Genomic DNA, 23,629 nt, shown 5'->3' with positions numbered 1-23,629 from the left:
GTTTCCTCCTACTTAAAGAAATTGACATTGTGGAGATGAGGGATTTTTCGGATTTCTTCAATCGCCTCTTCGCAACTTCGACTATCGACTTCGATAATCATGATGGCTTTTTCTCCAGCTTTTTCTCGAGTCACATTCATCTGAGCGATGTTGATATCGAAACGAGAGAGGGCTTCAGTAACATGGGCAATCATACCTGGAACATCCTGATGCACGATGATAATGGTTGGTGTGTTCATGTTGAGAGAGACAGCAAAGCCGTTAAGTTCCGTAACTTGGATATTTCCTCCACCGATGGAAATTCCTGTCACACTGATGGATTTGTGTTCATTCTTCACAGTAATTTTAGTGGTATTAGGGTGAGGAGCGTTGCTGTCTTTCTGAATGGTCCAGACAATCTTGATACCGCGTTTATGGGCAATCTCAAGGCTATTTGGAATGTCGGGATTGTCCGTATCCATACCTAAAATACCAGCGACGAGAGCAAGGTCAGTTCCATGACCACGGTAGGTCTTGGCAAATGAATTAAATAATTGGAATTCGACTTCTGTTGGCGTATCGTCAAAGATGGAGGAGACGATTTTCCCAATACGAACAGCTCCAGCTGTGTGGCTACTTGATGGGCCAATCATGACTGGTCCGATAATATCAAAGACAGATTGAAAACGAAGTGATTGCATCTGTTTCCCCTTATAAAGATTCTTATAACTATTATATCAAAGAATGGACCTCTGCGCTTGTTTCCCTTATCAAAAGCTCAAAATGATTAAAGATGGTATAAAATAAGGTCTTTTGTGACAAAAACCTCCTTAAAACGGTAAATATAAAACATTTTTGTAATATTTCTACATATAACCGTTAAACAACGGTAACATTTAAAAGGTATCATAGATATATTCAATGGAAGGAGAATTTTTAGATATGTCATTAACAACTAAAAAAATCAAAACAACTATCGCAGGAGTAGCAACTTTACTTGCTTTCTTTGCCCCAGCTCTTGCATCTGCGCAAGAAACTGTAACTTATACTGTTAAATCAGGTGATACTCTTTCAGAAATCGCTGAGAAGTACAACACGACTGCTGAAAAATTAGCAGCAAAAAACAATATCAAAGATATTCACCTTATCTATGTTGACCAAGTTTTGGTTATCGAAGGAACAGCTTCTACTACAGCTCCAGCAGCAACAACGGAAGAAACAGCTCCAGTAGCTACAGAAACAGTTGAAGAAGCTCCAGCTGCAACTGCAACTACAACTTATGAAGCGCCAGCAGCAGAAAGCAACACTGCAGCAGCTTCTACTGTAAGTGGTTCTGAAGCAGAAGCCAAAGAATGGATCGCTCAAAAAGAATCAGGTGGTAGCTACACAGCTACAAACGGCCAATACATCGGACGTTACCAATTGACAGATTCATACTTGAACGGTGACTACTCAGCTGAAAACCAAGAACGTGTAGCAGATGCCTACGTTGCAGGACGTTATGGTTCATGGACAGCTGCCAAGAACTTCTGGCTTAACAACGGTTGGTATTAAGATCTAGCTAACAGAAAAATATGTAAAAGTCGAGGAAATCCCTCGACTTTTTTATATTTCCTTTGGTTGATGATAGGTCTCTACTTCTTTTTTGAGATGAGATAGCATGGAGGTTTCATCGGTTAGTTCCAGAAGGGAGAAACCTTTTTGGATAAGTTTAGAATCATCCGTACAAATCCCAATACGGACATAGCAGATAGCAAGCCTATCGTAGCTTTTCTTGTTCTTGGCATCTTCTAGTAAAGTATAGCATATTTGTTTACACATATTTCTATCTTGATTGTATAAGTAAATGGTGGAGAGGTTGAGTAGAATTGCCATTCGCAAGTCATATAAATGTTGATAGTTTTTGTAGACTTCTAAGCGGTGCAAGATTTTTCCAGTGACGAGATGGATATGCTCTATAGGAAAGGTAAAGAGAATGGTATTGAGAATTTTTAAGTCATTCTCGTACCAAGTGTCCTGCTTTTCTATCTTCTTCCATAGCTTCTTTACAGTATTGTTAACTTCGATTGACAGTTTTTTAGTCCCATTTTGGCGGATATAGATAACAATTTTTAGCATATCTCTTATCTCTTTTATAGGGAGGTCGTGGTGAGTTTTGAGGTAGTCTTGACATTTTTGAAATAGTTTTTCGAGTTCACTAGTCCCTAGGATTGAGCTCATATTGAGATAGGTTTGCATAATTTCTGTGCGTTGACTTGGTTGATAAAGTTGACAGATATATTCAAACTCTTCAAAACTCATATTGACTTGTCGGAGAAGAAACTCCATATTCTCATATTTAGGAGTTGTTTTCCCGCTTTCGATTTTTGATAGGCTGGTTCTTGAGAGAACATCCCCACAGACCTCCTCTTGAGTTAACCCTTTTGACTCACGGATTTCTTTATAAACATTTCCAAAATCGTAGCGCATGATTTCCTCCTTATTTGTGAAAAAAGTTAACAAAAAATAGAAATTGATTAAAAATATTGTATCATAAAGACAGAAAAAGTAAAATAAAGATCTAAGATAATTTTGTGAAAAAGCAAACAAAGATCTTTGGCGTTAAGAAAAAGAGTTATAATATAGCTATAAAAAGATAGGAGAAACATTATGGATGAAAAAGTATTTCGCTTTTTGGTCTTTTTTGCATTCTTGGTCACCTTAGCTTCACAGTTTCCGTGGAATTGGCCAATATAATGCGCTAGTTATTTAATCAAGAGAGGAGGGAGCTTACGACATATAGAGACGTAATGTGCTATCATTAGCCAATTGGTGTTAGATTTGTATAGTGCTAGGAGGTGATATTTTTGAAAAGAAATAAAAATGACTATATAGTTGATTTTATTTTTGGTGTCGTTTTCATGGGATTGTTGTTGACGGGTTGTTATATTTCATTTTTTCAACCAGATATTTATAAGATTCAAATTATATTTTTGATACTGTTAACATTCCCTATTAGTTATGTTGTCATTAAATATTTTATAAGAAAGTAGGTTTGCAAAATGAAAAAATGTTCTCTGTTTCTTTTGACCATAATTTTTCTTAATATATTCTCTCCAACGGCTTTAGCTTTAGAATCTGCTATGAATAGCAAATCTAATTTGACAACGTCTGATTTTCAATCCAATCCGTCGTATGTTCGTGTTGTAGATTCACATAATCTAGCAATCACAAACGAAGATGGAACGGTGTCAAAAGTATATATTGATGACGAACACAATGTTTTTATTGATGGGGTCTTAGAACTAACCTCAGATGAATTTGATAGTATGGTTCAAGTAAGTAAAGATGAAGAGCAGTCAACTGAACAGCCTGTTATGGCGAGATCAGCTACTACTTGGTATTATCTTGATACACATACTTATAATATTGACTTTCAAAATAGAGGTCGTACAGTATTGCTAGGTGTTATTTCTGCTCTAATCCCTTATTTAACCCCTGCGATTGGTATTGGTTCAATATTAGATGCCTTATTAGGACAAGGAGCTCCGGGCATGTATGTAAAACTAAACAGATACTATCGAAAAGGGTATCAATTTTACAAATACTGTTACCATTTTTACTATGATGCAGCAATGAGATATAAGGTCGCTTATAGAGAAGAAATCAAACGAATGTGGTAATATATTACAATTTCTAGTTTTAAGAATAAAGATAATAGTTAAAATATTTTTCAAATCAAGGGAGTCAATATGGGACTCCCTTGTATTCTTCAAAAAATGTTATAATCAATCTTGTTTAAAGAACAGAACTTCGATGTTTACAAATGAATAATTCTATCTTTTTTTCTGAAAATACTGTATAATATGAAGCAAATATGAAAAAAATGGTGTAGCAACCGTAATGGCATGCGGTTTGCTTGCTACTACAAATGCTTTAGCAGTATGGGTTGATGGTGGTCAATGGAATTATGGAGTAGGTTGGACAGGAACTTTTGGATATTCTGATTATTTACATTCTACTCGATCTCATACAGCAACGGTCCGACATGGTAGTAGAATCTCTAAGGAGCGTGAAGCTCCCTAGGTTTGGGCTCAAGCTTCCCTCACAAAGATTCCGCCAACAGGATTAGAATATTTCTATGGATTTTAAGTGGAATTTTCCCTCTCCTATTAGGAGAGGGAGAACTTTATTGGAGGTATCTTTATGAAAAAAATCAGTAATTTCTGTATGTTACTCCTGCTTTTGTGTACCACTTTTTTTGTTTTTAATATAAACTACACACGAGAAGTGGTGCGGATTCGGGAAATGGGAAAGACTGTAGATTCTTTGGATTTGTATTTGAAAGATATTAATGAACCTGCAGTATCTGTTCTTCGATTTTTTGAGGATGTATCAAAGGAGTACAAAGTCTCCATTATCAAAACAGACAGTGGTGATGAGGTGGTCAAGTCTGGTGTTTTTGATAAAGATACCTTCCCCTACCAAGAGTTTGGGATTTCTTCTCTTGATTTTACCACAGATGGTGAGGGAGTTTACAGTAATAAAGAAATTTCCAATAAACTTGGTACGATTCCGACTTTTCTAAAAGCCAAGCCTATTCAGCTTATGACTTTTCAAACCTATATCAAGGATACATCTCGTAGTTTAAATGGTCGCTATACGATAACTTCTACACAAGAGATGGACAAGGATAGGATTGTACAGAAATGGAGCGATTTTTTCAAGATAGACCAGGCTACCTTGCTAGAGCCGACCTATAAAAGTGCAGTGGAAGTCATAAATCGAGATTTGCTCTTATCTGCCATTGTTTTTGTCTTGGCTATTTTGCTTCTTGTCTTAGTAACAGTGTATCAGCCGATGATGGAAATGAAAAGAGTTGGGGTACAAAAATTACTTGGTTTTCAAGATAGGGCTGTTTTAGCTGATGTTGTAAAAGGCAACCTTTACCTCCTCCTAGGTGGAGCGCTTGTGATCAATCTAGGAGTGTTTTTCTTGCTTGATTACAAGCCAAAAGATTTGTTCCCTATGTTATGGTTGTCGCATTTTTTGCTTTTGCAACTTTATCTCTTTATCAGTTGGTTGACTTACCTCTTAATCCAAAAAATGACAATCAGCTCTCTGCTGAAAAGTTTTTCATCTTTCAAATTTGGTCTACTCTTTAATTATTTGATGAAAATTGGAACTACTATTTTACTGACAGTCTTGCTAGTTGGGGTAGGAAAAAGTTTGGAGCAAGAAAACAAAGAGTTGGATTACCAGAAACAGTGGATCAGTCAAGGAAATTATCTGACCTTGGAAACTTTCCAACTCAATGATAACCTGTGGCAAGAGCAGTTGGCAGGCTCAGGGCAGGCAGTAGATTATTTCTATCGATTTTATCAGGATTTGGTAGAAAAAACGCAGGCGGGCTATGTGCAAACTAGCAACCTGCCTATAAAAAATTTTGCCACTGCAGAACAAGTGCAGCGGTATCAACTGGCTGATATGCTAACTGTTTACTATGCCAATCGTCATTTTTTAGAAAGTCAGGGATTCAAGTTACCAGATACCGGCGCAAAAAAAGTTATTTTGATGCCAGCAAGTACGAAAGGTGAAGAAGATAAAAATCAGCTCTTGGGGAAATTAATTGCCTATCTTTCGATGAAGTATGAAGAGCAGCAAAAACGAACGATAGAGGAGATGGATGTCGAGATTGCCTATTATGAAGGAGATTGGTCGTTCTTTCCATATAGTGATAAGCGAAAGGAAAATCTCTACAATCCAATTATTAGCTTGGTCAATGATTCTGATATGATGTGGGATGAAAAAGCTCGCCTGTCAACAACAGGTTTAAATAACCCGATTAAAATCGAAAATACGGCTCAACACCAAAAAGAGGTGACAGCGTTAGTTGAGAAATTATCAGATGGGAATTATTTAAAATTTTCATCTATTCAAGCCATTCAACAAGAGAAAGTAGATTCTTATCGAGATGCTGTTCGGAATTTCAACATACTCTTTGCTTTGGTTGGCCTTCTTAGTATGATGATTTCCTACTTCTTACTAGCAACAACTTTCTTATTGAAGCGAACAGATATTATTACCAAGAAGTTCATGGGTTGGAAATTGATAGATCGGTATCGTTCTTTCTTGAGGATTCTCTTGTTGGTATATAGCTTCCCTTTTATAGTCCTGCTATTCTTTACACAGGCACTGTTCCCGCTCTTGCTTTTCGCAGGATTTACAGGCTTAGATATTCTGTTTGTACTTTTCTTGGGCTCTAAGATGGAAAAACGAAATGTAGTGCAGTTATTGAAAGGGGATCACTTATGATAAAGTTGGAAAATGTTACGAAAACCATTGGGGAAAAAGTTATTTTGGAGAACTTATCTCTAAAAATTAACCAAGGAGATTTAGTTGCCATTGTTGGAAAAAGTGGCAGTGGCAAGTCAACCTTGTTAAATCTCTTGGGTTTGATAGATGGCGATTACAGTGGACATTATGAAATTTTCGGTCAGCAAAATGTACCTGTCAATTCTGTTAAGTCGCAAGCGATTATCCGCGAACATATCTCCTATCTGTTTCAAAACTTTGCTCTGATTGATAATGAAACGGTAGAGTATAATCTCATGCTCGCTCTAAAGTATGTAAAATTATCCAAGAAGGACAAAGTCAAAAAGATAGAAGAAATTTTAGAGAGAGTGGGGTTGCCATCAATTCTACATCAAAAGGTTTCAGAGTTATCTGGAGGAGAACAGCAGCGAATCGCAGTTGCTAGAGCCATTTTAAAACCCAGCCAGCTCCTTTTAGCAGATGAACCAACCGGTTCTCTAGATTCTGAAAATCGAGATTTGGTTTTGAACTTTCTCTTAGATATGAACAAGGAAGGTAAAACGGTCATTATCGTTACCCACGATGCCTATGTGGCTCAACAATGCCATCGAGTTATTGAATTGTGAAAGAGAATGTGGAGAGTTCGTTGATCTCTTCATCTTACTTGTAATTGGACAATTGTATTTTTAAAAAATTAAATAGTATAAATAAGCTTATTATATGTAAAAATATATCATGTAATAAGCTTTTTCTTGATTAAAATGAAATAAAATACAGTTTTCTATTGACAAACGAGGATGAGAAGAGTATTATTTATACAATAATAAAGTATAAAAATAAAAGGAGGCTTTTCTATGAATAAAGTGAAGAAGGTGTTGATGACGATGTTTGGTTTGCTTATGTTTCCCTTATTATTTGCTTGTAGTAACACTCAATCCCAAGGTGTTGAAGCCATTAAGGCGAAAGGAAAATTGGTGGTAGCCTTAAATCCAGAGTTTGCTCCATTTGAATACCAGAAATTAGTCGATGGGAAAAATCAGATTGTAGGTTCAGATGTTGAGCTAGCCAAAGCCATCGCAAAGGAACTGGGTGTAGAAGTGGAATTCTCTCCAATGAGTTTTGACAATGTACTGGCTAGTCTTGATTCGGGCAAGGCCGATCTTGCCATATCAGGTGTTTCTAAAACGGAGGAGAGAAGTCAAGTTTACGATTTTTCAATTCCCTACTACACTTCGAAAAATAAGGTTATCGTAAGAAAATCTGAATTAACGAATTACCAATCAGTCAAGGATTTGGCTCAGAAAAAGGTTGGAGCGCAGAAAGGTTCTATCCAGGAGACTCTGGCCCAAGAAACCTTGCAGAATGCTTCTCTCGTTTCACTTCCTAAAAATGGAAATTTGATAACAGATTTGAAATCCGGGCAACTAGATGCGGTTATCTTTGAGGAACCAGTGGCGAAAGGATTCGTAGAGAATAATCCAGACCTAGCCATCGCTGAGTTTGATTTTGACAATGCTACAGAAGATTCCTACGCTGTTGCGATGAAAAAAGACAGTAAAGAATTAAAAGAGGCGGTTGACAAAACCATCCAGAAGTTGAAGGATTCTGGGGAATTGGACAAATTGATTGACGATGCTTTTAAAGCCTCTATCGAAAAATAGAAAGAAGGAAGAGAAATGAGTAAGGAAAAAGTCATTTTAGCCTATTCAGGTGGATTGGATACATCAGTTGCTATTACATGGTTAAAAAAAGACTATGATGTTATTGCTGTTTGTATGGATGTGGGTGAAGGAAAAGATTTGGAGTTCATCCACGATAAAGCTCTCAAGGTTGGGGCTGTTGAGTCTTACGTCATTGATGTTAAGGAAGAATTTGCTAATGACTATGTTTTAGTGGCCCTTCAGGCTCATGCCTACTATGAACAAAAGTATCCCTTGGTATCTGCTCTGAGTCGCCCTCTTATTTCAAAAAACCTCGTTGAAATAGCTCATCAGACGGGGGCAACCACAATTGCCCATGGTTGTACAGGCAAGGGAAACGACCAAGTTCGGTTTGAAGTCTCTATCGCAGCTTTGGATCCCAATCTAAAGGTAGTGGCGCCTGTTCGTGAGTGGAAATGGTCTCGTGAAGAAGAAATCCAATATGCCAAAGAAAACGGTGTTCCAGTTCCTGCCGACCTTGACAATCCTTACTCTGTCGATCAAAATCTTTGGGGACGTGCAAATGAATGTGGTGTCTTGGAAAATCCTTGGAACCAAGCGCCAGAAGAAGCATTTGGAATCACATCTTCGCCAGAAGAGGCTCCAGACAGTCCAGAATTTATTGACATTGAGTTTAGCTGTGGGGTACCCATCTCCCTCAATGGTGAGAAGATGAAAGTGGCGGATTTGATTCAAAATCTAAATGAAATTGCGGGTAAACACGGTGTTGGTCGTATTGACCATGTGGAAAATCGCCTAGTCGGTATTAAGTCAAGAGAGATTTATGAGTGCCCAGGTGCTGTGACTTTATTGGCAGCTCATAAGGAGATTGAGGACTTGACTCTTGTGAGAGAAGTGGCTCATTTTAAACCTATTATCGAAAATGAGTTGTCCAATCTCATCTATAATGCCTTGTGGTTTAGCCCAGCAACTCAGGCTTTGATTGCCTATATCAAGGAGACACAGAAAGTTGTCAATGGAACTGCAAAAGTTAAACTTTATAAGGGGAACGCCCAGGTAGTGGCGCGGAAATCTCCAAATTCTCTTTACGATGAAAATTTGGCGACTTATACTAGTGCGGATACTTTTGACCAAGATGCGGCTGTTGGATTTATCAAGCTTTGGGGGCTTCCGACTAAGGTTTATTCAGAAGTTCAGAAAAATGTTGAGTAGTGATGCGATAGAAAGGGACGACAGGATATGCCGAAAAATACAAAATTATGGGGTGGTCGATTTGAAGGCACTGTGGAAGAGTGGGTAGAACAGTTCGGTGCGAGTATTTCCTTTGACCACCAGCTGGCAAAATTTGATTTGATGGGTTCCCTAGCTCATGTTCAAATGCTAGGACAGACTGGCATTTTGAGCTTGGAAGAGGCAGAGCAGATCCAAGATGGTCTGAAAGCTTTGTTGCGAGATTTAGAGGCAGGAGAGCTTCATTTTGATATTGCAAATGAAGATATTCATATGAATATGGAAGTGTTGCTGACAGAGAAAATCGGTCCTCTGGCTGGGAAACTACATACGGCTCGTTCTCGGAATGACCAAGTCGCAACGGATATGCACTTATATCTAAAGGAGCAGCTTGGCCATGTCTTGGATAAGTTGGCGAATCTGAACAGTGTTTTGCTGGATTTGGCTGAAAAACATGTGGAAACCATCATGCCAGGCTATACCCATTTACAGCACGCCCAACCGATTAGTTTTGCCCACCATCTCATGGCTTATTACAATATGTTCCAAAGGGACAGCGAACGCTTTGCATTTAACTTGAAACATACGGATCTATCTCCACTGGGTGCGGCTGCCTTAGCGGGGACAACTTTTCCAATCGATCGTCAATTATCGAGTGATTTATTGGGTTTCCAACAACCCTATACCAATTCCTTGGACGCAGTGAGTGACCGTGATTTTATCTTAGAATTTCTGTCAAATGCCAGCATTTTGATGATGCATATGAGTCGTTTTTGTGAGGAAATCATCAATTGGTGCAGTTTTGAGTATCAGTACATTAGCTTGTCTGATAGCTTTTCAACGGGTTCGTCTATCATGCCCCAGAAGAAAAATCCTGATATGGCCGAATTGATTCGAGGGAAGACAGGACGGGTTTACGGGAACTTGCTTGGACTATTGACCGTCATGAAGTCTTTGCCTCTGGCCTATAATAAGGATTTGCAAGAGGACAAGGAAGGCATGTTTGATACAGTAGACACGATTTTAAATTCTCTGGATGTGTTGGCAGGTATGCTATCGAGCATGCAGGTTAATAAGGCCAAAATGCAGCAATCTACAGAGAATGATTTTTCGAATGCGACCGAACTGGCAGATTATTTGGCTGAAAAAGGACTCCCTTTTAGAGAAGCGCATGAAATAGTAGGGAAATTGGTTCTAGACTCTATCAAGCATGGTAAAAACATCCAAGATTGGGATTTGGAGGAGTTGCAAGTCTACCATCCCTTGATTGAAGAGGATATTTATATCTACTTGCGCCCAGAAACCGCTGTTCAGAGACGGAATTCCTTAGGAGGAACCGGCTTTGAGCAAGTGAAATACCAGATAGAACAAGCGAAGAAAGAACTTAAAGGGAAAAATTGATTCGTTTGCAAAGTAAGAAAGAGAGGTTGAGATGATTTATCAGCCTCTTTCTTGTCTTCTCCAACCAAGCGTGTTATAATGAATACTGCTCAAGCGACCTTCAATCGTTGAAGCACACACGACCTTCAATCGTGAATAAACGAATAGATGGGAGACTTACCATGAGTGATAACTCTAAAACACGTGTTGTTGTGGGGATGAGTGGTGGTGTCGATTCGTCGGTGACGGCTCTCTTGCTCAAGGAGCAGGGCTACGATGTGATCGGTATCTTCATGAAGAACTGGGACGACACAGATGAAAACGGCGTCTGTACGGCGACCGAAGATTACAAGGATGTGGCTGCGGTGGCAGACCAGATCGGCATTCCTTACTACTCTGTCAATTTTGAAAAAGAGTACTGGGACCGCGTTTTTGAGTATTTCCTAGCGGAATACCGTGCAGGGCGCACGCCAAATCCAGATGTTATGTGCAATAAGGAGATCAAGTTCAAGGCCTTTTTGGACTATGCTATGACCTTGGGTGCAGACTATGTAGCGACTGGGCATTATGCTCGAGTGGCGCGTGATGAGGATGGCATCGTTCACATGCTTCGTGGCGTGGACAATGGGAAGGACCAGACCTATTTCCTCAGTCAACTTTCGCAAGAACAACTCCAAAAAACCATGTTCCCATTGGGACATTTGGAAAAGCCTGAAGTTCGCAGACTCGCAGAAGAAGCAGGACTTGCGACTGCTAAGAAGAAAGACTCGACAGGAATTTGCTTTATCGGAGAAAAGAACTTTAAAAACTTTCTCAGCAACTATCTGCCAGCTCAGTCTGGTCGCATGATGACTGTGGATGGACGCGATATGGGTGAGCATGCAGGTCTGATGTATTATACGATTGGTCAGCGTGGCGGACTCGGTATCGGTGGGCAACACGGCGGTGACAATGCCCCTTGGTTCGTTGTCGGAAAAGACCTAAGCAAGAATATCCTTTATGTCGGACAAGGTTTCTACCATGATTCGCTTATGTCAACCAGTCTAGAGGCCAGTCAAGTTCACTTTACTCGTGACATGCCAGAGGAATTTACGCTCGAATGTACAGCTAAATTCCGCTACCGTCAGCCTGATTCTAAGGTGACAGTACATGTCAAAGGAGACAAGGCAGAGGTTATCTTTGCGGAGCCACAGCGCGCGATCACGCCAGGACAAGCAGTTGTCTTTTACGATGGCGAAGAGTGCCTCGGTGGTGGTTTGATTGACAATGCCTACCGCGATGGACAAGTTTGTCAGTACATTTAGATTGACAAATTTTCTCAATTTGCTACAATAATAAAAGCAATAGAAATGATGGTCAAAGCTCATGGATGTTGCAGGCTTTTTTGTCCTGCACTTCTTTGGAGTTTTGACTGTTTTTGTGTCGTTTAAGGGAAAGGACAAAAATGACTCAACAAGACTTTCGGACAAAAGTGGGAAATACTGTTTTTGGTGTTCGGGCGACAGCCTTGATTCTTCAAAATCGCAAGCTCCTAGTTACCAAAGACAAGGGCAAGTATTACACTATTGGTGGTGCGATTCAAGTCAATGAAAGTACGGAAGAAGCGGTAGTCCGTGAAGTGAGGGAAGAACTAGGTGTCAAAGCTCAAGCTGGGCAGCTAGCTTTCGTGGTTGAAAATCGTTTTGAACAAGACGGTGTTTCCTATCACAACATCGAGTTTCATTATCTGGTGAACTTGCTTGAAGATGCTCCATTGACCATGCAGGAAGACGAAAAAACGCAGCCCTGTGAGTGGATTGACTTGGATGAACTCCAGAATATCCAGCTAGTTCCAGCCTTTTTAAAAACAACTCTACCAGACTGGGACGGCCAACTAAGACACATTCATCTTGAGGAATAGGAGAGAAAATGACTTATAATTTTACGGAAGAATACGATATTATTGTAATCGGTGCGGGACACGCTGGGGTTGAGGCTTCCTTGGCTGCCAGCCGTATGGGCTGTAAGGTCTTGCTTGCGACCATCAACATCGAAATGCTGGCTTTCATGCCTTGTAACCCTTCGATCGGTGGTTCTGCCAAGGGGATTGTCGTGCGTGAGGTCGATGCCCTTGGTGGTGAAATGGCCAAGAATATTGACAAGACTTACATCCAGATGAAGATGCTCAACACAGGGAAGGGGCCAGCTGTCCGTGCCCTTCGTGCGCAAGCTGACAAGGAGCTTTACTCTAAGGAAATGCGCAAGACAGTTGAAAATCAAGAGAATCTGACCCTTCGTCAAACCATGATTGATGAGATTTTGGTGGAAGATGGCAAGGTTGTCGGTGTGCGTACAGCTACCCATCAAGAGTATGCTGCCAAGGCTGTTATCGTGACGACAGGAACTGCCCTACGTGGGGAAATCATCATCGGAGACCTCAAGTATTCGTCAGGTCCTAACCACAGTCTGGCTTCGATTAACCTTGCTGACAATCTCAAGGAACTGGGACTCGAAATTGGTCGTTTCAAGACAGGAACCCCTCCACGTATCAAGGCTTCCTCTATCAATTATGACGTGACAGAGATTCAGCCAGGAGATGAGGCCCCTAATCACTTCTCATACACTTCACGTGATGAAGATTATGTCAAGGACCAGGTGCCATGCTGGTTGACCTATACCAATGGTACCAGCCATGAGATTATCCAAAACAACCTACACCGTGCGCCTATGTTTACAGGTGTAGTTAAGGGTGTGGGACCTCGTTACTGTCCATCAATTGAGGACAAGATTGTGCGCTTTGCAGACAAGGAACGCCACCAACTATTTCTAGAACCAGAAGGGCGTGACACTGAGGAAGTATACGTTCAAGGTTTATCAACCAGTCTGCCTGAGGATGTTCAACGTGACTTGGTACATTCCATCAAAGGGTTGGAAAATGCAGAGATGATGCGAACTGGTTATGCCATTGAGTATGATATGGTCTTGCCTCACCAGTTGCGTGCGACTCTGGAAACCAAGAAAATCTCAGGACTTTTCACTGCTGGTCAGACAAATGGAACGTCAGGTTACGAAGAAGCTGCTGGCCAAGGAATTATCGCTGGTATCAATGCGGCTCTGAAAATCCAAGGCAAGCCTGAATTGATTTTGAAGCGCAGTGACGGTTATATTGGGGTCATGATTGATGACTTGGTGACCAAGGGTACCATTGAACCCTATCGTCTCTTGACCAGCCGTGCTGAATACCGTCTCATCCTTCGCCATGACAATGCGGATATGCGCTTGACAGAGATGGGGCGAGAGATTGGACTTGTTGACGATGAACGTTGGGCTCGCTTTGAAATCAAGAAAAATCAATTTGAAAATGAGATGAAGCGCCTAGACAGTATCAAACTCAAGCCAGTCAAGGAAACCAATGCTAAGGTTGAGGAGATGGGCTTCAAGCCGTTGACTGATGCCGTGACAGCCAAAGAATTTCTCCGTCGACCAGAAGTTTCTTACCAAGATGTGGTGGCCTTCATCGGACCAGCTGCTGAGGACTTGGATGACAAGATTATCGAATTGATTGAAACAGAAATCAAGTATGAAGGCTATATTTCCAAAGCCATGGATCAGGTTGCCAAGATGAAACGCATGGAAGAAAAACGTATTCCAGCCAATATTGATTGGGATGATATTGATTCTATCGCGACAGAAGCTCGTCAGAAGTTCAAACTTATCAATCCAGAAACCATCGGCCAAGCTAGCCGTATTTCGGGAGTAAATCCAGCAGATATTTCTATTTTGATGGTGTATCTTGAAGGTAAAAATCGTAGTATTTCTAAAAATCTTCAAAAATCAAAATGATACATCGTCGGCTTCTTACGAATGAGTTCAAAGCTTGACTTTGATTCATCTACAGCCTCCCATAGTCCCCCGAACTATGGGAGCTAGCTTAAGTTATGCTTTCGCCTAGCCTTCTAGTCTGATTTCGATTTTTATTGAGTTTTAATCTCAAAAGAAAGCATAGAAAAAACAGCTCCGAAGACGGGGCTGTTTTGTTGACTTGTACTCAATGAAAATCAAAGAGCAAACTAGGAAGTTAGCCGAAGGCTGTACTTGAGTACGGCAAGGCGAAGCTGACGTGGTTTGAATTTGATTTTCGAAGAGTATTATTCTTCATCTGGTGTGAGGATCATAGGGATGATGATTGGTTCACGTTCTGTATTTTCATAAAGGAAGGGGCGAATAGCGTTGACAATGGCACCATTGACAGATTGAACGCTAGCGTCCTTGTTTTTCAGTGCGATACGAATAGCATTGAAGAGGATACGCTGGCTTTGGCGAATCAAGTCACCAGATTCTCTCATGTAGACAAAGCCTCGGCTGAGGATATCTGGGCCAGAAAGAATCATCTGTGACTTGAAGTCAACAGTTGCGACTGCTAGAACGACACCATCTTCAGATAGATCACGACGATCTTTGAGGACAGCCGCACCGATTTCACCGATACGATTTCCATCGACATAGATGTCTTGGGCGTTGAAATGACCTGCGATACGAGCTGAGTCTGCAGTAAGGGCAAGCACATCACCATTGCTCATGATAAAGATATTGTCCTTCTCGACACCAGTATCCACCGCTAATCCAGCGTGGACTTTTTGCATGCGGTATTCACCATGGACAGGCATGAAGTATTTCGGCTTAATCAAGCGGAGCATGAGTTTTTGCTCTTGCTGACCACCGTGTCCAGATGTATGGATATTGTTCACTTTACCGTGGATAACTTCGACACCAGCTTCAGAAATGATGTTAATCAACTTGTTGACGCTAGTAGTATTTCCGGGGATTGGGCTAGAAGAGAAGATAACAGTATCGCCGGGTTGGAGTTGCACCTGACGGTGGGTTCCATTGGCGATACGAGAGAGGGCTGCCATAGGCTCGCCCTGACTACCTGTACAGAGGATGAGAACCTCGCCTGCAGGATAGTCTTTGATTTCATTTGGCTCGATAAAGGTTCCCTTAGGAGCTTTGATGTAGCCAAGCTCGATTCCGTTGACAATGGCCTTTTCCATAGAACGTCCAAAGACCGCAATCTTGCGTCCAGTCTTAACAGCAGCATCCGTTGCTTGCTGGAGACGGAAGATATTTGAGGCAAAGGATGCAAAGATGATGCGTCCTTCGATGCCTTGGATAATCTTCATGATGGACTGGCCAACGACTTTTTCAGAGTTGGTAAAGGTTGGGACTTCCGCATTTGTCGAGTCAGAGAGGAGGCAGAGAACACCCTCTTCACCAAGGGCAGCCATCCGGTGCAAGTCCGCAGGTTCACCAACTGGTGTAAAGTCAAACTTAAAGTCACCCGTACAGACGATTTTTCCTTGAGGAGTATGAATGACAATTCCCAAAGGCTCTGGAATAGAGTGAGTCGTTCTAAAGAAAGTTGCCTTGAGATTTTTAAAGGTCAACTCAGTGTTGTGATTGATTTCGTAAAGTTTAGCGTTGCGCAAGAGGCCGTGTTCTTCGAGTTTTCCACGGATCAAAGCCAAGGCAAGTGGTCCAGCATAGATAGGGACATTTGCTTGCTTGAGCAGGAATGGAATCCCACCGATGTGGTCCTCGTGTCCGTGTGTAATCAAAACAGCCTTGACGCGGTCGATATTGTCCACGATGTAAGAGTAGTCAGGGATAACGTAGTCGATACCCAGCAAGTCATCTTCTGGGAATTTAATCCCAGCATCGACGATGATAATCTCGTCTTGGTATTCAATTCCGTATGTGTTTTTCCCGATTTCTCCCAGACCACCGATGGCAAAAACGCCGACTTCTTCAGGTTTAAGAGTATAGGCCATATTAGAACTCCGTGATTTCGAAGACGCCAGTTTCTTTTTCGTAATCTAGCAATTTGTCAGACAAGAGTTCGATATACTCGATGTTGTACTCTGGGCGGTTTTCTTCGACAAGTTGGCGAGCAGCGATACGGCCCTCAAGTTCTGAGCTGGCATCGATGTCTAGGTAAAGTGCGCGTGTTGTTTCACGACGTGGGCTACGTTCTTTTGTTTCTTGATAAAAAACTTTATAAATCATATAGTTCCTTTCTATTTACAGGTCAGCTTATTCCAAACTTTTAGTAGAGATTTGCTTGATTTCATTCCATTTTGTGTCTAGATTGACCTTGATTCGTTACAATTATTTCAATTATACCACAAAATGAAAAATTAGTAAAAGACGGGAAATGAGAAAGTCGTGAGGGGAAGAAGAAGCAAAAAGATAGAAAGGATTTGGTCGGAGAGTACTTAGGTGTTATAATAAAGGGGGAATCTAAAGCGATAGTAGATTTAAGGAAGAATATAGTTCTAGTTCCATTAACCGTTGGTGTAGATGGTTGGGAAGAATGATATCTTTGAAAAAAGAAAAAGCTCTTGAGAAATCTCGAGAGTAAATAAAAAGGCTGAGACAAAACTCGGGGATTTTCCTGGAGCAGTCCAGGTGGCAGCACCTCTACCTGAAGCGAATGCATCGCAACCTTTGAATGACTTGTCACCAAATCAAACTCGATCTCAGCCTTTACTTAATTCTATCATCTATGAGGCTAAGAAGTCAATCTATAAGTAAAATGATGTAGAAATAGCAAGATGGAGTGGATTGCTTACTAAAAGGTAAAGAAAAGCCCTTAATCTAAGAGTAAGCAAAAAGAGAGGACCAATGGTAGTCAGGGGTCTTTACAGCTCAAAGCTGAAGGTAGTCCCACACCCGTACCAGAAGTTGGTACCTTTGAACGCTCTGTCACCAGTCGCCCTACGTTATCCTCTCGATATTTATACTTTACTATAACTTACTGAGGGAATCAACTTTAAAAGCATCAAAAAGCTCCTGACCTAGGTCAAGAGCCAATGTTAAAATGGAGAAAAATGTTACAAGGAGAATTATTAGATGAATGATACAATTGAAATAACTTTATTATTTAATCTATTTTTTTATGAAATGGGACTTTATACAAGAAACGAAAGATTCATTGAAGCTAACAAAAGAAAGGCAGTTTCTATTTTAGATGAAGATGCTAATAATCTTAAATATATAGATGAAGGTTTATATAACGATTATAAGGAAACAATTGCTTTTCTTGAAAATATTTCAGAAGAAGAATATCAGTATATTAAAAATGATATTGTCGAAAACGTAATGGAATTTATAAAGAATGAGAGATGATATGAGACCGACATTTAAACAAGTAAGAGACTACTTTATTAATAAAGAGGCGAAACCTCCCATCACTAATGAGTATATGAAAACAGGATATGGGCAAAAAGAAGGAGACTATATTGGATATATTGATTTCGCCAAAGTTTGTTCTTCTCAGGGAGAATACATTTCAAAAGATGAACAGCATTATAAAAATTATGAAGTTCTTAAAAACTGCCTAGAGAAGAATTCATTTGAAGAATATGAACTTTCATATCTGCGGGAAATGAATGATATCTCGATTTTAGACTTAAACCTAGATGATAAATGTGAACCAAATCAAAAATGGCATTTCCTTGTTTCATTTTTTGCTCAGACTATGATTGAGATTAAAGATGGAAGATATGAAAATAAAAAATACAAATCTGTTTACCAAACTATTGATAAATTTTTGAACGATGAGTATAAACGTAATTTATGTACGAGTTTGCAACTCAGATTATGGATGGCTGAAGTTGTGGGGCTAGACGTGCAAGAAATTGGTGATGCCATTAAGAATAATGCAGGTAAGAGCAAAGTAAACAACTTGATTAGAGAACTATCCTGGGATGCTATTTTTGAGAAAGTATATTAAAAAACTTTGTAGGAGGCGTAATGGATTTCATTGAAAGGCTCTTGGCAGAACGTGAAACAAAATTTCATGGAGGAATTTATGACATCACTCAAAAACGTTTTGCCTACCACTTATATTCTTGATACAGCTAAGGAACCTATAACAGAAGATTATATAAAAAATCTACACCGATTATTAAAAAGTGGAATAAGTTCAGAACATAGTTCAATCGCTCCTATTGGACGATATAAAGTGCTTCAAAATGAAGTAGGGCTTATCGCAACGGTTTCTGTGGATCGTGTAGAAGAAGAAATTCAGAGCTTACTTATTGGATATAGCCTAAAAAAAGAAAAAGATTTGGAATATCTTACGTACTTCCATGGCCGGTTTGAACAGATACATCTGTTCGCAGATGGTAATGGTCGAGTGGGACGCTTGCTATTGTATAAAGAATGCCTAAAAGAAGGAATCATTACATTCATCGTAGATGATTCAAACAAGAGTCATTACTACTCTGCCTTGGAAACACTTCAACTTAGGGACAATAAAGAACCTCTATTGACTTATTTTCAGGGTGAACAAAAGAATTACATCAACGATTTAAAAAATAAAAATTTTGACGGAAAGATTAATCATGCCAAAGAGTATTCTCAAAAAGTCTAAGAGTAATATGTGAGAATTCAAGGATAATATTGAAAAGTCTCTGTTTTAGGTCGAAAAAGAAAAAGCTCTTGACAAAAGTCAAGAGTCATCTAACACTGGGGGCGAACTAATCAATCGCAATTCCGGTTATTTAGAAGGCGAACCCTCAAGGACAGCACCACAGCCTGAAGAGCCAAAGGCTCAACCTGATTTTCATACCAATGTTCAATTATATTTTAACATTGACAAGTCAGTAAAGTCAAGTTATCGGTTGCGTGGTGGCTACAAATACCCTGAAGATGCGGACATGAGGACTTTAAATAAGTATGCGGATGTTTTGCAACGGTCAGCACAACAATATTTAGATAGATTTGCCAATCAAAAAATCATCTACGCTTTTAACGAAGATAACCAACTGAACGCTCTGCCACCAGTCGCCCTATGTTATCCTCTCGATATTTATACTTTACTATAACTGACTGAGGGAATCAACTTTAAAAGCATCAAAAAGCTCCTGACCGAAGTCAAGAGCCGTCAAACACTGGGGCGAATTGTTCAATCGCAATTTCAGTTCTTTAGAAACCAAAGTTTCAGGGATAGCACTGCAACCCGAAGAGTCAACGACTCAACCTGATTTTTCTACCAGTGTTGAATTACATTTTAACATTGACAGACTAACATTGTCAACAGTTTATATAAAAATAGGAATACCAAAAGGAGGATTAAGAATGTTTAGTTTGTTTGAATTTGCGATAGGAGCTCGCCTCTTGGTGTTTATAGTCTTTGTAGCTTGTGTCTATGGGGGGAATGCCTTGTTTGTGCATCTGGAACACCGCAAAACAAAATTCCTTTGGAAGCTTGCTTTTGTAACTCTCTATTCAATTTTTCTCCTCCTTGTAACCTATGTTGTCTGGCTCGTTTTCTACTTTGGTTTAAATGCCTAAAGTCAATTATTCCTCTAGATATACAGGAAATCCACCTCGTCTTTAGAGGGGGCGGATTTTTCTATTTTCAGGTGATATCCTTATGTTTACGATGAACTTTCGTATCAAATATCGATCCAAAGCATATATGTTTTATCTAAACTTCTTATGGCTAACCTTTCAATCCCTTGTTTACTTTTCTATTGGAAAAGATGGAAAAAATCTACAGTTTTTTTAATTTTTTGTGCAGAATTGCTTGTCCTAAGTGGCAGGCTCCTTTTGTTTCAAAACAAAGAAAATTCCCATGCGCCCGCTTTTGTAGTATAATAGTAAGCAGACAAAAAGATAGGAATATGTTATGAAAGTATTAGCTTTTGATACGTCCAGCAAGGCTCTTTCTCTAGCGATTTTAGAGGACAAGCAAGTTCTTGCCGAGATGACGATCAATATCAAGAAAAACCACAGTATTACCCTCATGCCTGCCATTGATTTTTTGATGGCGAGTTTGGATTGGACACCTGAGGATTTGGATCGAATCGTGGTCGCTGAAGGGCCAGGTAGCTACACGGGCTTGCGAATTGCGGTAGCAACTGCCAAGACCTTGGCTCATACCCTGAACATCGAGTTAGTTGGCATGTCTAGTCTCTTGGCTCTGGTACCGCGCCAACAAGAAGGCTTACTTGTTCCCTTGATGGATGCGCGTCGCAACAATGTTTATGCAGGATTTTATGAAAATGCCAAACCTGTCACGGCAGAAGCACACCTATCCTTTGCGGAAGTGCTAGAAAAGGTCACGGATGCTGAACAGGTGACCTTCGTCGGAGAAGTTGGTGCCTTTGTGGAGCAGATCCAAGAACAGCTACCACAAGCTAGCTACCAAGAAACCTTGCCAAATGCAGCTAATCTAGCTTTGTGGGCATGGGACAAGGAAGCAGACTCCTTGCACGACTTTGTGCCAAATTACCTCAAGCGAGTTGAAGCCGAGGAAAATTGGCTCAAGAACCACACCGAGTCTGGCGAGTCCTACATTAAACGCCTATGATAGAAATCAAACGAATCCAAAAACAGCCTGAATTGGCTCAAACCATCTACGCTGTCATGGCAGTTGTTTATCCAGTCAGTCCTTGGACACTGGAACAAATCCAAGCAGACCTGTCCCAAGACCAGACTTGGTACGCTCTGGCTTATGATGGGACAGAAGTGATTGGCTTTCTAGCCGTTCAGGAGAATCTATTTGAGGCAGAAGTCCTGCAAATCGCTGTCAAAGGGGCCTATCAGGCTCAGGGAATTGCGTCAGCCTTGTTTGCAACATTGCCGACAGACAAGGAGATTTTCCTTGAAGTCAGAAAGTCAAACCAACGAGCGCAAGCATTTTACAAGAAAGAAAAGATGGCGGTCATCGCTGAGCGAAAGGCCTACTACCATGATCCAATCGAGGACGCCATTATCATGAAGAGAGAAATAGATGAAGGATAGATATATTTTAGCATTTGAGACATCCTGTGATGAGACCAGTGTTGCCGTACTGAAAAACGATGATGAGCTCTTGTCCAATGTCATTGCGAGTCAAATTGAGAGTCACAAACGTTTTGGGGGTGTAGTGCCAGAAGTGGCCAGTCGTCACCATGTCGAGGTTATTACAGCCTGCATCGAGGAGGCGCTAGCAGAAGCAGGGATTACCGAAGCGGACGTGACAGCTGTTGCGGTCACATATGGGCCAGGATTGGTTGGAGCATTGCTAGTTGGTTTGTCAGCTGCCAAGGCTTTTGCTTGGGCTCATGGACTTCCGCTGATCCCCGTTAACCACATGGCTGGTCACCTTATGGCGGCTCAGAGCGTTGAGCCTTTGGAGTTTCCCTTGCTAGCCCTCTTGGTTAGTGGTGGGCACACAGAGTTGGTCTATGTTTCTGAGGCTGGGGATTATAAGATTGTTGGGGAAACGCGGGATGATGCAGTTGGTGAGGCCTATGATAAGGTCGGCCGTGTCATGGGTTTGACCTATCCAGCAGGTCGCGAGATTGATGAGCTAGCTCATCAGGGGCAGGATATTTATGATTTCCCTCGTGCTATGATTAAGGAAGACAATCTGGAGTTCTCATTCTCAGGTTTGAAGTCTGCCTTTATCAATCTTCACCACAATGCCGAGCAAAAGGGAGAAAGCTTGTCCAAGGAAGACCTGTCAGCGTCCTTCCAAGCAGCCGTCATGGATATTCTTATGGCCAAAACCAAGAAGGCCTTGGAAAAATACCCTGTTAAAACTCTGGTCGTGGCCGGTGGCGTGGCAGCTAATAAAGGGCTCAGAGAACGCCTAGCAGCTGAAATCACAGATGTCAAGGTCATCATCCCGCCTCTGCGCCTTTGTGGAGACAATGCAGGTATGATTGCCTATGCCAGCGTCAGCGAGTGGAATAAAGAAAACTTTGCGGGCTTGGATCTCAATGCCAAACCGAGTCTCGCCTTTGATACCATAGAATAAAGAGTCAGCTTGAGGCTGGCTTTTTTATTACGGGAAATGTCAGAATATTTTGACAAATCTGTAAGAATGATGATATAATATGTAAAAATTAGGAGGTGGTCAGATGATTGAGAGAATGGAATTGGGAGAATTTTACAAGGAATTACGTTTGGCTAGAAAACTCAAGCAGTCAGATGTGGCTTGTGAGGGCCTGACAGCATCCCAGTTATCCAAGTTTGAACTGGGACAGTCTATGCTGTCTGCAGATAAACTGATACTAGCTATCCAAGGGATAAATGTGACCTTCGATGAGTTTGGACACAAGCTTAATAACTATCAGGAATCCCCACATATGCGAATCGGTCGAAAGATTGTAAATCGTTTTGCCCATCAAGATATAGCAGGCTTAGAGCAATTATTAGAGGAGGTCGAGCAAGAACAGATGGCGCAGACCTATCGTCGTTTGAACGCTATTGTGATTAAAGATGCCATTCATTCCTTGGATAAAAACTATCTGCTAGAAGAGGAAGATAGCGAGTTTTTAACTACTTATCTCTATGCTATCGAGTCTTGGACCTGGTTTGAACTCTATCTTTTTTGCAATACCATGCCTTTCTTAAGTAATCAAGATCTGATTTTTTTATCCACCTCTTTACTTGAAAAATCCAAGGAATTTAAAGAGTTGGTACACAATCAATTGTATATGAAAAGTGGTTATCTTAATATCATCTCAGAACTCATGGAGCGCAAACTTTTTTCCTATATCCCAATCTTTGAAGCCGAGTTGGAGAGTATGCTCCGGCCATATGATGTTTTTGAGAAAGTATCATTGCAGTTTTTAAAGAAGATGAGTGTACTCCTTCAAACTAAGGGAAGCAATCAAAAAGAGATTGAACACTTTATCCAATCTCTGCAAGTATTAGAAAATCCCCAATTAACAGCCCTTTTTGAATTACGTTTACAGCAATATAAAGAGCTTATCGATTAATCCACTATTGCAAATGAGAGATTTCCATGAGAAAAAATATCAAATATGCGATTTTCTAAAATGAGCTAATTTCCGTGTTTTACTGTCCTTGTAAGACATTTGAAGCAAATCCTAGGCTAGGTTGCAGAAGCGGAGTTGGAGCAGGTTTACGGCGGAAATTTCACTATGGCTTGTGTGGGTGAAAATATTGGTTGTGGTGGTAGTGCTTTGCCTGCTTGGGGAGGTAGAGGTATTAGTCCCAGACCTTATGGGGCATTTGATTGGTCGAATGGACTGATTGAAGGACTGTTTGGAAAACGTCGTAACTAACATTTGGGAGAAAAAACT

23 protein-coding genes and 2 pseudogenes are annotated in these 23,629 nt (G+C 40.6%); 21 read left to right on the top strand and 4 right to left on the bottom strand.

Translation table 11 applies throughout. The features are described 5' to 3' along the window. Positions 1-8 precede the first annotated feature (8 nt). Positions 9-680: an L-serine ammonia-lyase, iron-sulfur-dependent subunit beta gene (gene sdaAB / locus KZX55_RS05365; protein WP_033584754.1), complete on the bottom strand. Its 672-nt coding sequence runs from the start codon at positions 678-680 to the stop codon at positions 9-11. Between the two features lie 241 nt (positions 681-921). On the opposite strand from sdaAB, the gene KZX55_RS05360 reads away from it, so the two are divergent. Continuing rightward, positions 922-1,533 (top strand): LysM peptidoglycan-binding domain-containing protein, encoded by a 612-nt coding sequence (locus KZX55_RS05360; protein ID WP_248025443.1) that lies wholly within the window; start codon positions 922-924, stop codon positions 1,531-1,533. A 51-nt stretch (positions 1,534-1,584) separates the two neighbouring features. Here KZX55_RS05360 and KZX55_RS05355 read toward each other — a convergent pair whose 3' ends face one another. After that, positions 1,585-2,448, bottom strand: a complete 864-nt coding sequence (locus tag KZX55_RS05355) for a helix-turn-helix domain-containing protein (protein ID WP_248025440.1) — start codon at positions 2,446-2,448, stop codon at positions 1,585-1,587. Positions 2,449-3,020: 572 nt separating this feature from the next. On the opposite strand from KZX55_RS05355, the gene KZX55_RS05350 reads away from it, so the two are divergent. The 10 genes and pseudogenes from KZX55_RS05350 (at position 3,021) to mnmG (ending at position 14,366) form a co-directional block, all read left to right on the top strand. Beyond that, complete coding sequence (locus tag KZX55_RS05350; RefSeq protein WP_061407542.1) at positions 3,021-3,641, top strand: hypothetical protein; 621 nt, start codon at positions 3,021-3,023, stop codon at positions 3,639-3,641. Between the two features lie 190 nt (positions 3,642-3,831). Continuing rightward, positions 3,832-4,110 (top strand): annotated as a pseudogene (locus KZX55_RS05345) (lactococcin 972 family bacteriocin); the annotation flags it as partial. 54 nt (positions 4,111-4,164) lie between these two features. Continuing rightward, on the top strand, positions 4,165-6,273 hold the full coding sequence (locus KZX55_RS05340; protein ID WP_248025436.1) for a bacteriocin-associated integral membrane family protein: 2,109 nt from the start codon (positions 4,165-4,167) through the stop codon (positions 6,271-6,273). Continuing rightward, positions 6,270-6,899: an ABC transporter ATP-binding protein gene (locus KZX55_RS05335; RefSeq protein ID WP_000593107.1), complete on the top strand. Its 630-nt coding sequence runs from the start codon at positions 6,270-6,272 to the stop codon at positions 6,897-6,899. The genes KZX55_RS05340 and KZX55_RS05335 overlap by 4 nt, the downstream gene beginning before the upstream one ends. Before the next feature lie 228 nt (positions 6,900-7,127). Next, entirely contained in the window at positions 7,128-7,934 is an 807-nt protein-coding gene (locus KZX55_RS05330; protein WP_248025434.1) for an ABC transporter substrate-binding protein, read from the top strand. Positions 7,935-7,949: 15 nt separating this feature from the next. Further along, a complete protein-coding gene (locus KZX55_RS05325) occupies positions 7,950-9,146 on the top strand; it encodes an argininosuccinate synthase (protein ID WP_248025430.1) in 1,197 nt (398 codons plus the stop codon). Between the two features lie 27 nt (positions 9,147-9,173). After that, positions 9,174-10,565 carry an argininosuccinate lyase gene (gene argH / locus KZX55_RS05320; protein ID WP_248025428.1) on the top strand — a complete coding sequence of 464 codons (1,392 nt, stop codon included), beginning with the start codon at positions 9,174-9,176 and terminating at the stop codon, positions 10,563-10,565. 161 nt (positions 10,566-10,726) lie between these two features. After that, complete coding sequence (gene mnmA / locus KZX55_RS05315) at positions 10,727-11,848, top strand: tRNA 2-thiouridine(34) synthase MnmA (RefSeq protein ID WP_084877247.1); 1,122 nt, start codon at positions 10,727-10,729, stop codon at positions 11,846-11,848. A gap of 140 nt (positions 11,849-11,988) precedes the next feature. Beyond that, positions 11,989-12,444, top strand: a complete 456-nt coding sequence (locus KZX55_RS05310) for an NUDIX hydrolase (protein ID WP_248025423.1) — start codon at positions 11,989-11,991, stop codon at positions 12,442-12,444. A gap of 8 nt (positions 12,445-12,452) precedes the next feature. Beyond that, entirely contained in the window at positions 12,453-14,366 is a 1,914-nt protein-coding gene (gene mnmG / locus KZX55_RS05305) for a tRNA uridine-5-carboxymethylaminomethyl(34) synthesis enzyme MnmG (protein ID WP_248025421.1), read from the top strand. 305 nt (positions 14,367-14,671) lie between these two features. Here mnmG and rnjA read toward each other — a convergent pair whose 3' ends face one another. Together rnjA and KZX55_RS05295 are read right to left on the bottom strand one after the other, a co-directional pair. Further along, complete coding sequence (gene rnjA, locus KZX55_RS05300; RefSeq protein ID WP_248025419.1) at positions 14,672-16,351, bottom strand: ribonuclease J1; 1,680 nt, start codon at positions 16,349-16,351, stop codon at positions 14,672-14,674. Position 16,352: 1 nt separating this feature from the next. Beyond that, a complete protein-coding gene (locus tag KZX55_RS05295) occupies positions 16,353-16,586 on the bottom strand; it encodes a DNA-dependent RNA polymerase subunit epsilon (RefSeq protein ID WP_033584763.1) in 234 nt (77 codons plus the stop codon). A gap of 846 nt (positions 16,587-17,432) precedes the next feature. Here KZX55_RS05295 and KZX55_RS05290 point away from each other — a divergent pair. From KZX55_RS05290 to KZX55_RS05245, 10 genes and pseudogenes are all read left to right on the top strand, one after another. After that, positions 17,433-17,708, top strand: coding sequence for a transcriptional regulator (locus tag KZX55_RS05290; protein WP_248025416.1), 276 nt, complete (start codon positions 17,433-17,435; stop codon positions 17,706-17,708). A gap of 1 nt (position 17,709) precedes the next feature. Beyond that, the gene (locus tag KZX55_RS05285; RefSeq protein ID WP_248025414.1) at positions 17,710-18,315 is read left to right on the top strand and encodes a hypothetical protein; all 606 of its coding nucleotides are present in this window, start codon (positions 17,710-17,712) and stop codon (positions 18,313-18,315) included. 20 nt (positions 18,316-18,335) lie between these two features. Then, a pseudogene (locus KZX55_RS05280) lies at positions 18,336-18,957 on the top strand (Fic family protein). Between the two features lie 286 nt (positions 18,958-19,243). Beyond that, a complete protein-coding gene (locus tag KZX55_RS05275; RefSeq protein ID WP_248025399.1) occupies positions 19,244-19,411 on the top strand; it encodes a hypothetical protein in 168 nt (55 codons plus the stop codon). Between the two features lie 253 nt (positions 19,412-19,664). Continuing rightward, positions 19,665-19,880 carry a hypothetical protein gene (locus KZX55_RS05270; RefSeq protein WP_084852869.1) on the top strand — a complete coding sequence of 72 codons (216 nt, stop codon included), beginning with the start codon at positions 19,665-19,667 and terminating at the stop codon, positions 19,878-19,880. A gap of 337 nt (positions 19,881-20,217) precedes the next feature. Next, positions 20,218-20,901: a tRNA (adenosine(37)-N6)-threonylcarbamoyltransferase complex dimerization subunit type 1 TsaB gene (tsaB, locus tag KZX55_RS05265; protein ID WP_248025396.1), complete on the top strand. Its 684-nt coding sequence runs from the start codon at positions 20,218-20,220 to the stop codon at positions 20,899-20,901. Continuing rightward, positions 20,898-21,335, top strand: a complete 438-nt coding sequence (gene rimI / locus KZX55_RS05260) for a ribosomal protein S18-alanine N-acetyltransferase (protein WP_248025389.1) — start codon at positions 20,898-20,900, stop codon at positions 21,333-21,335. Before tsaB ends, rimI begins: the two co-directional genes overlap by 4 nt. Continuing rightward, a complete protein-coding gene (gene tsaD / locus KZX55_RS05255; RefSeq protein WP_248025384.1) occupies positions 21,325-22,335 on the top strand; it encodes a tRNA (adenosine(37)-N6)-threonylcarbamoyltransferase complex transferase subunit TsaD in 1,011 nt (336 codons plus the stop codon). The genes rimI and tsaD overlap by 11 nt, the downstream gene beginning before the upstream one ends. A 103-nt stretch (positions 22,336-22,438) precedes the next feature. Next, on the top strand, positions 22,439-23,302 hold the full coding sequence (locus KZX55_RS05250; protein ID WP_248025381.1) for an Rgg/GadR/MutR family transcriptional regulator: 864 nt from the start codon (positions 22,439-22,441) through the stop codon (positions 23,300-23,302). A gap of 135 nt (positions 23,303-23,437) precedes the next feature. Further along, positions 23,438-23,611, top strand: coding sequence for a hypothetical protein (locus KZX55_RS05245; protein ID WP_248025379.1), 174 nt, complete (start codon positions 23,438-23,440; stop codon positions 23,609-23,611). The last annotated feature ends 18 nt before the right edge of the window (positions 23,612-23,629 follow it).

The organism is Streptococcus halitosis (assembly GCF_023147855.1).
Lineage (GTDB): Bacteria > Bacillota > Bacilli > Lactobacillales > Streptococcaceae > Streptococcus > Streptococcus halitosis_B.
This window is presented reverse-complemented; position numbering and strand designations above follow the sequence as displayed.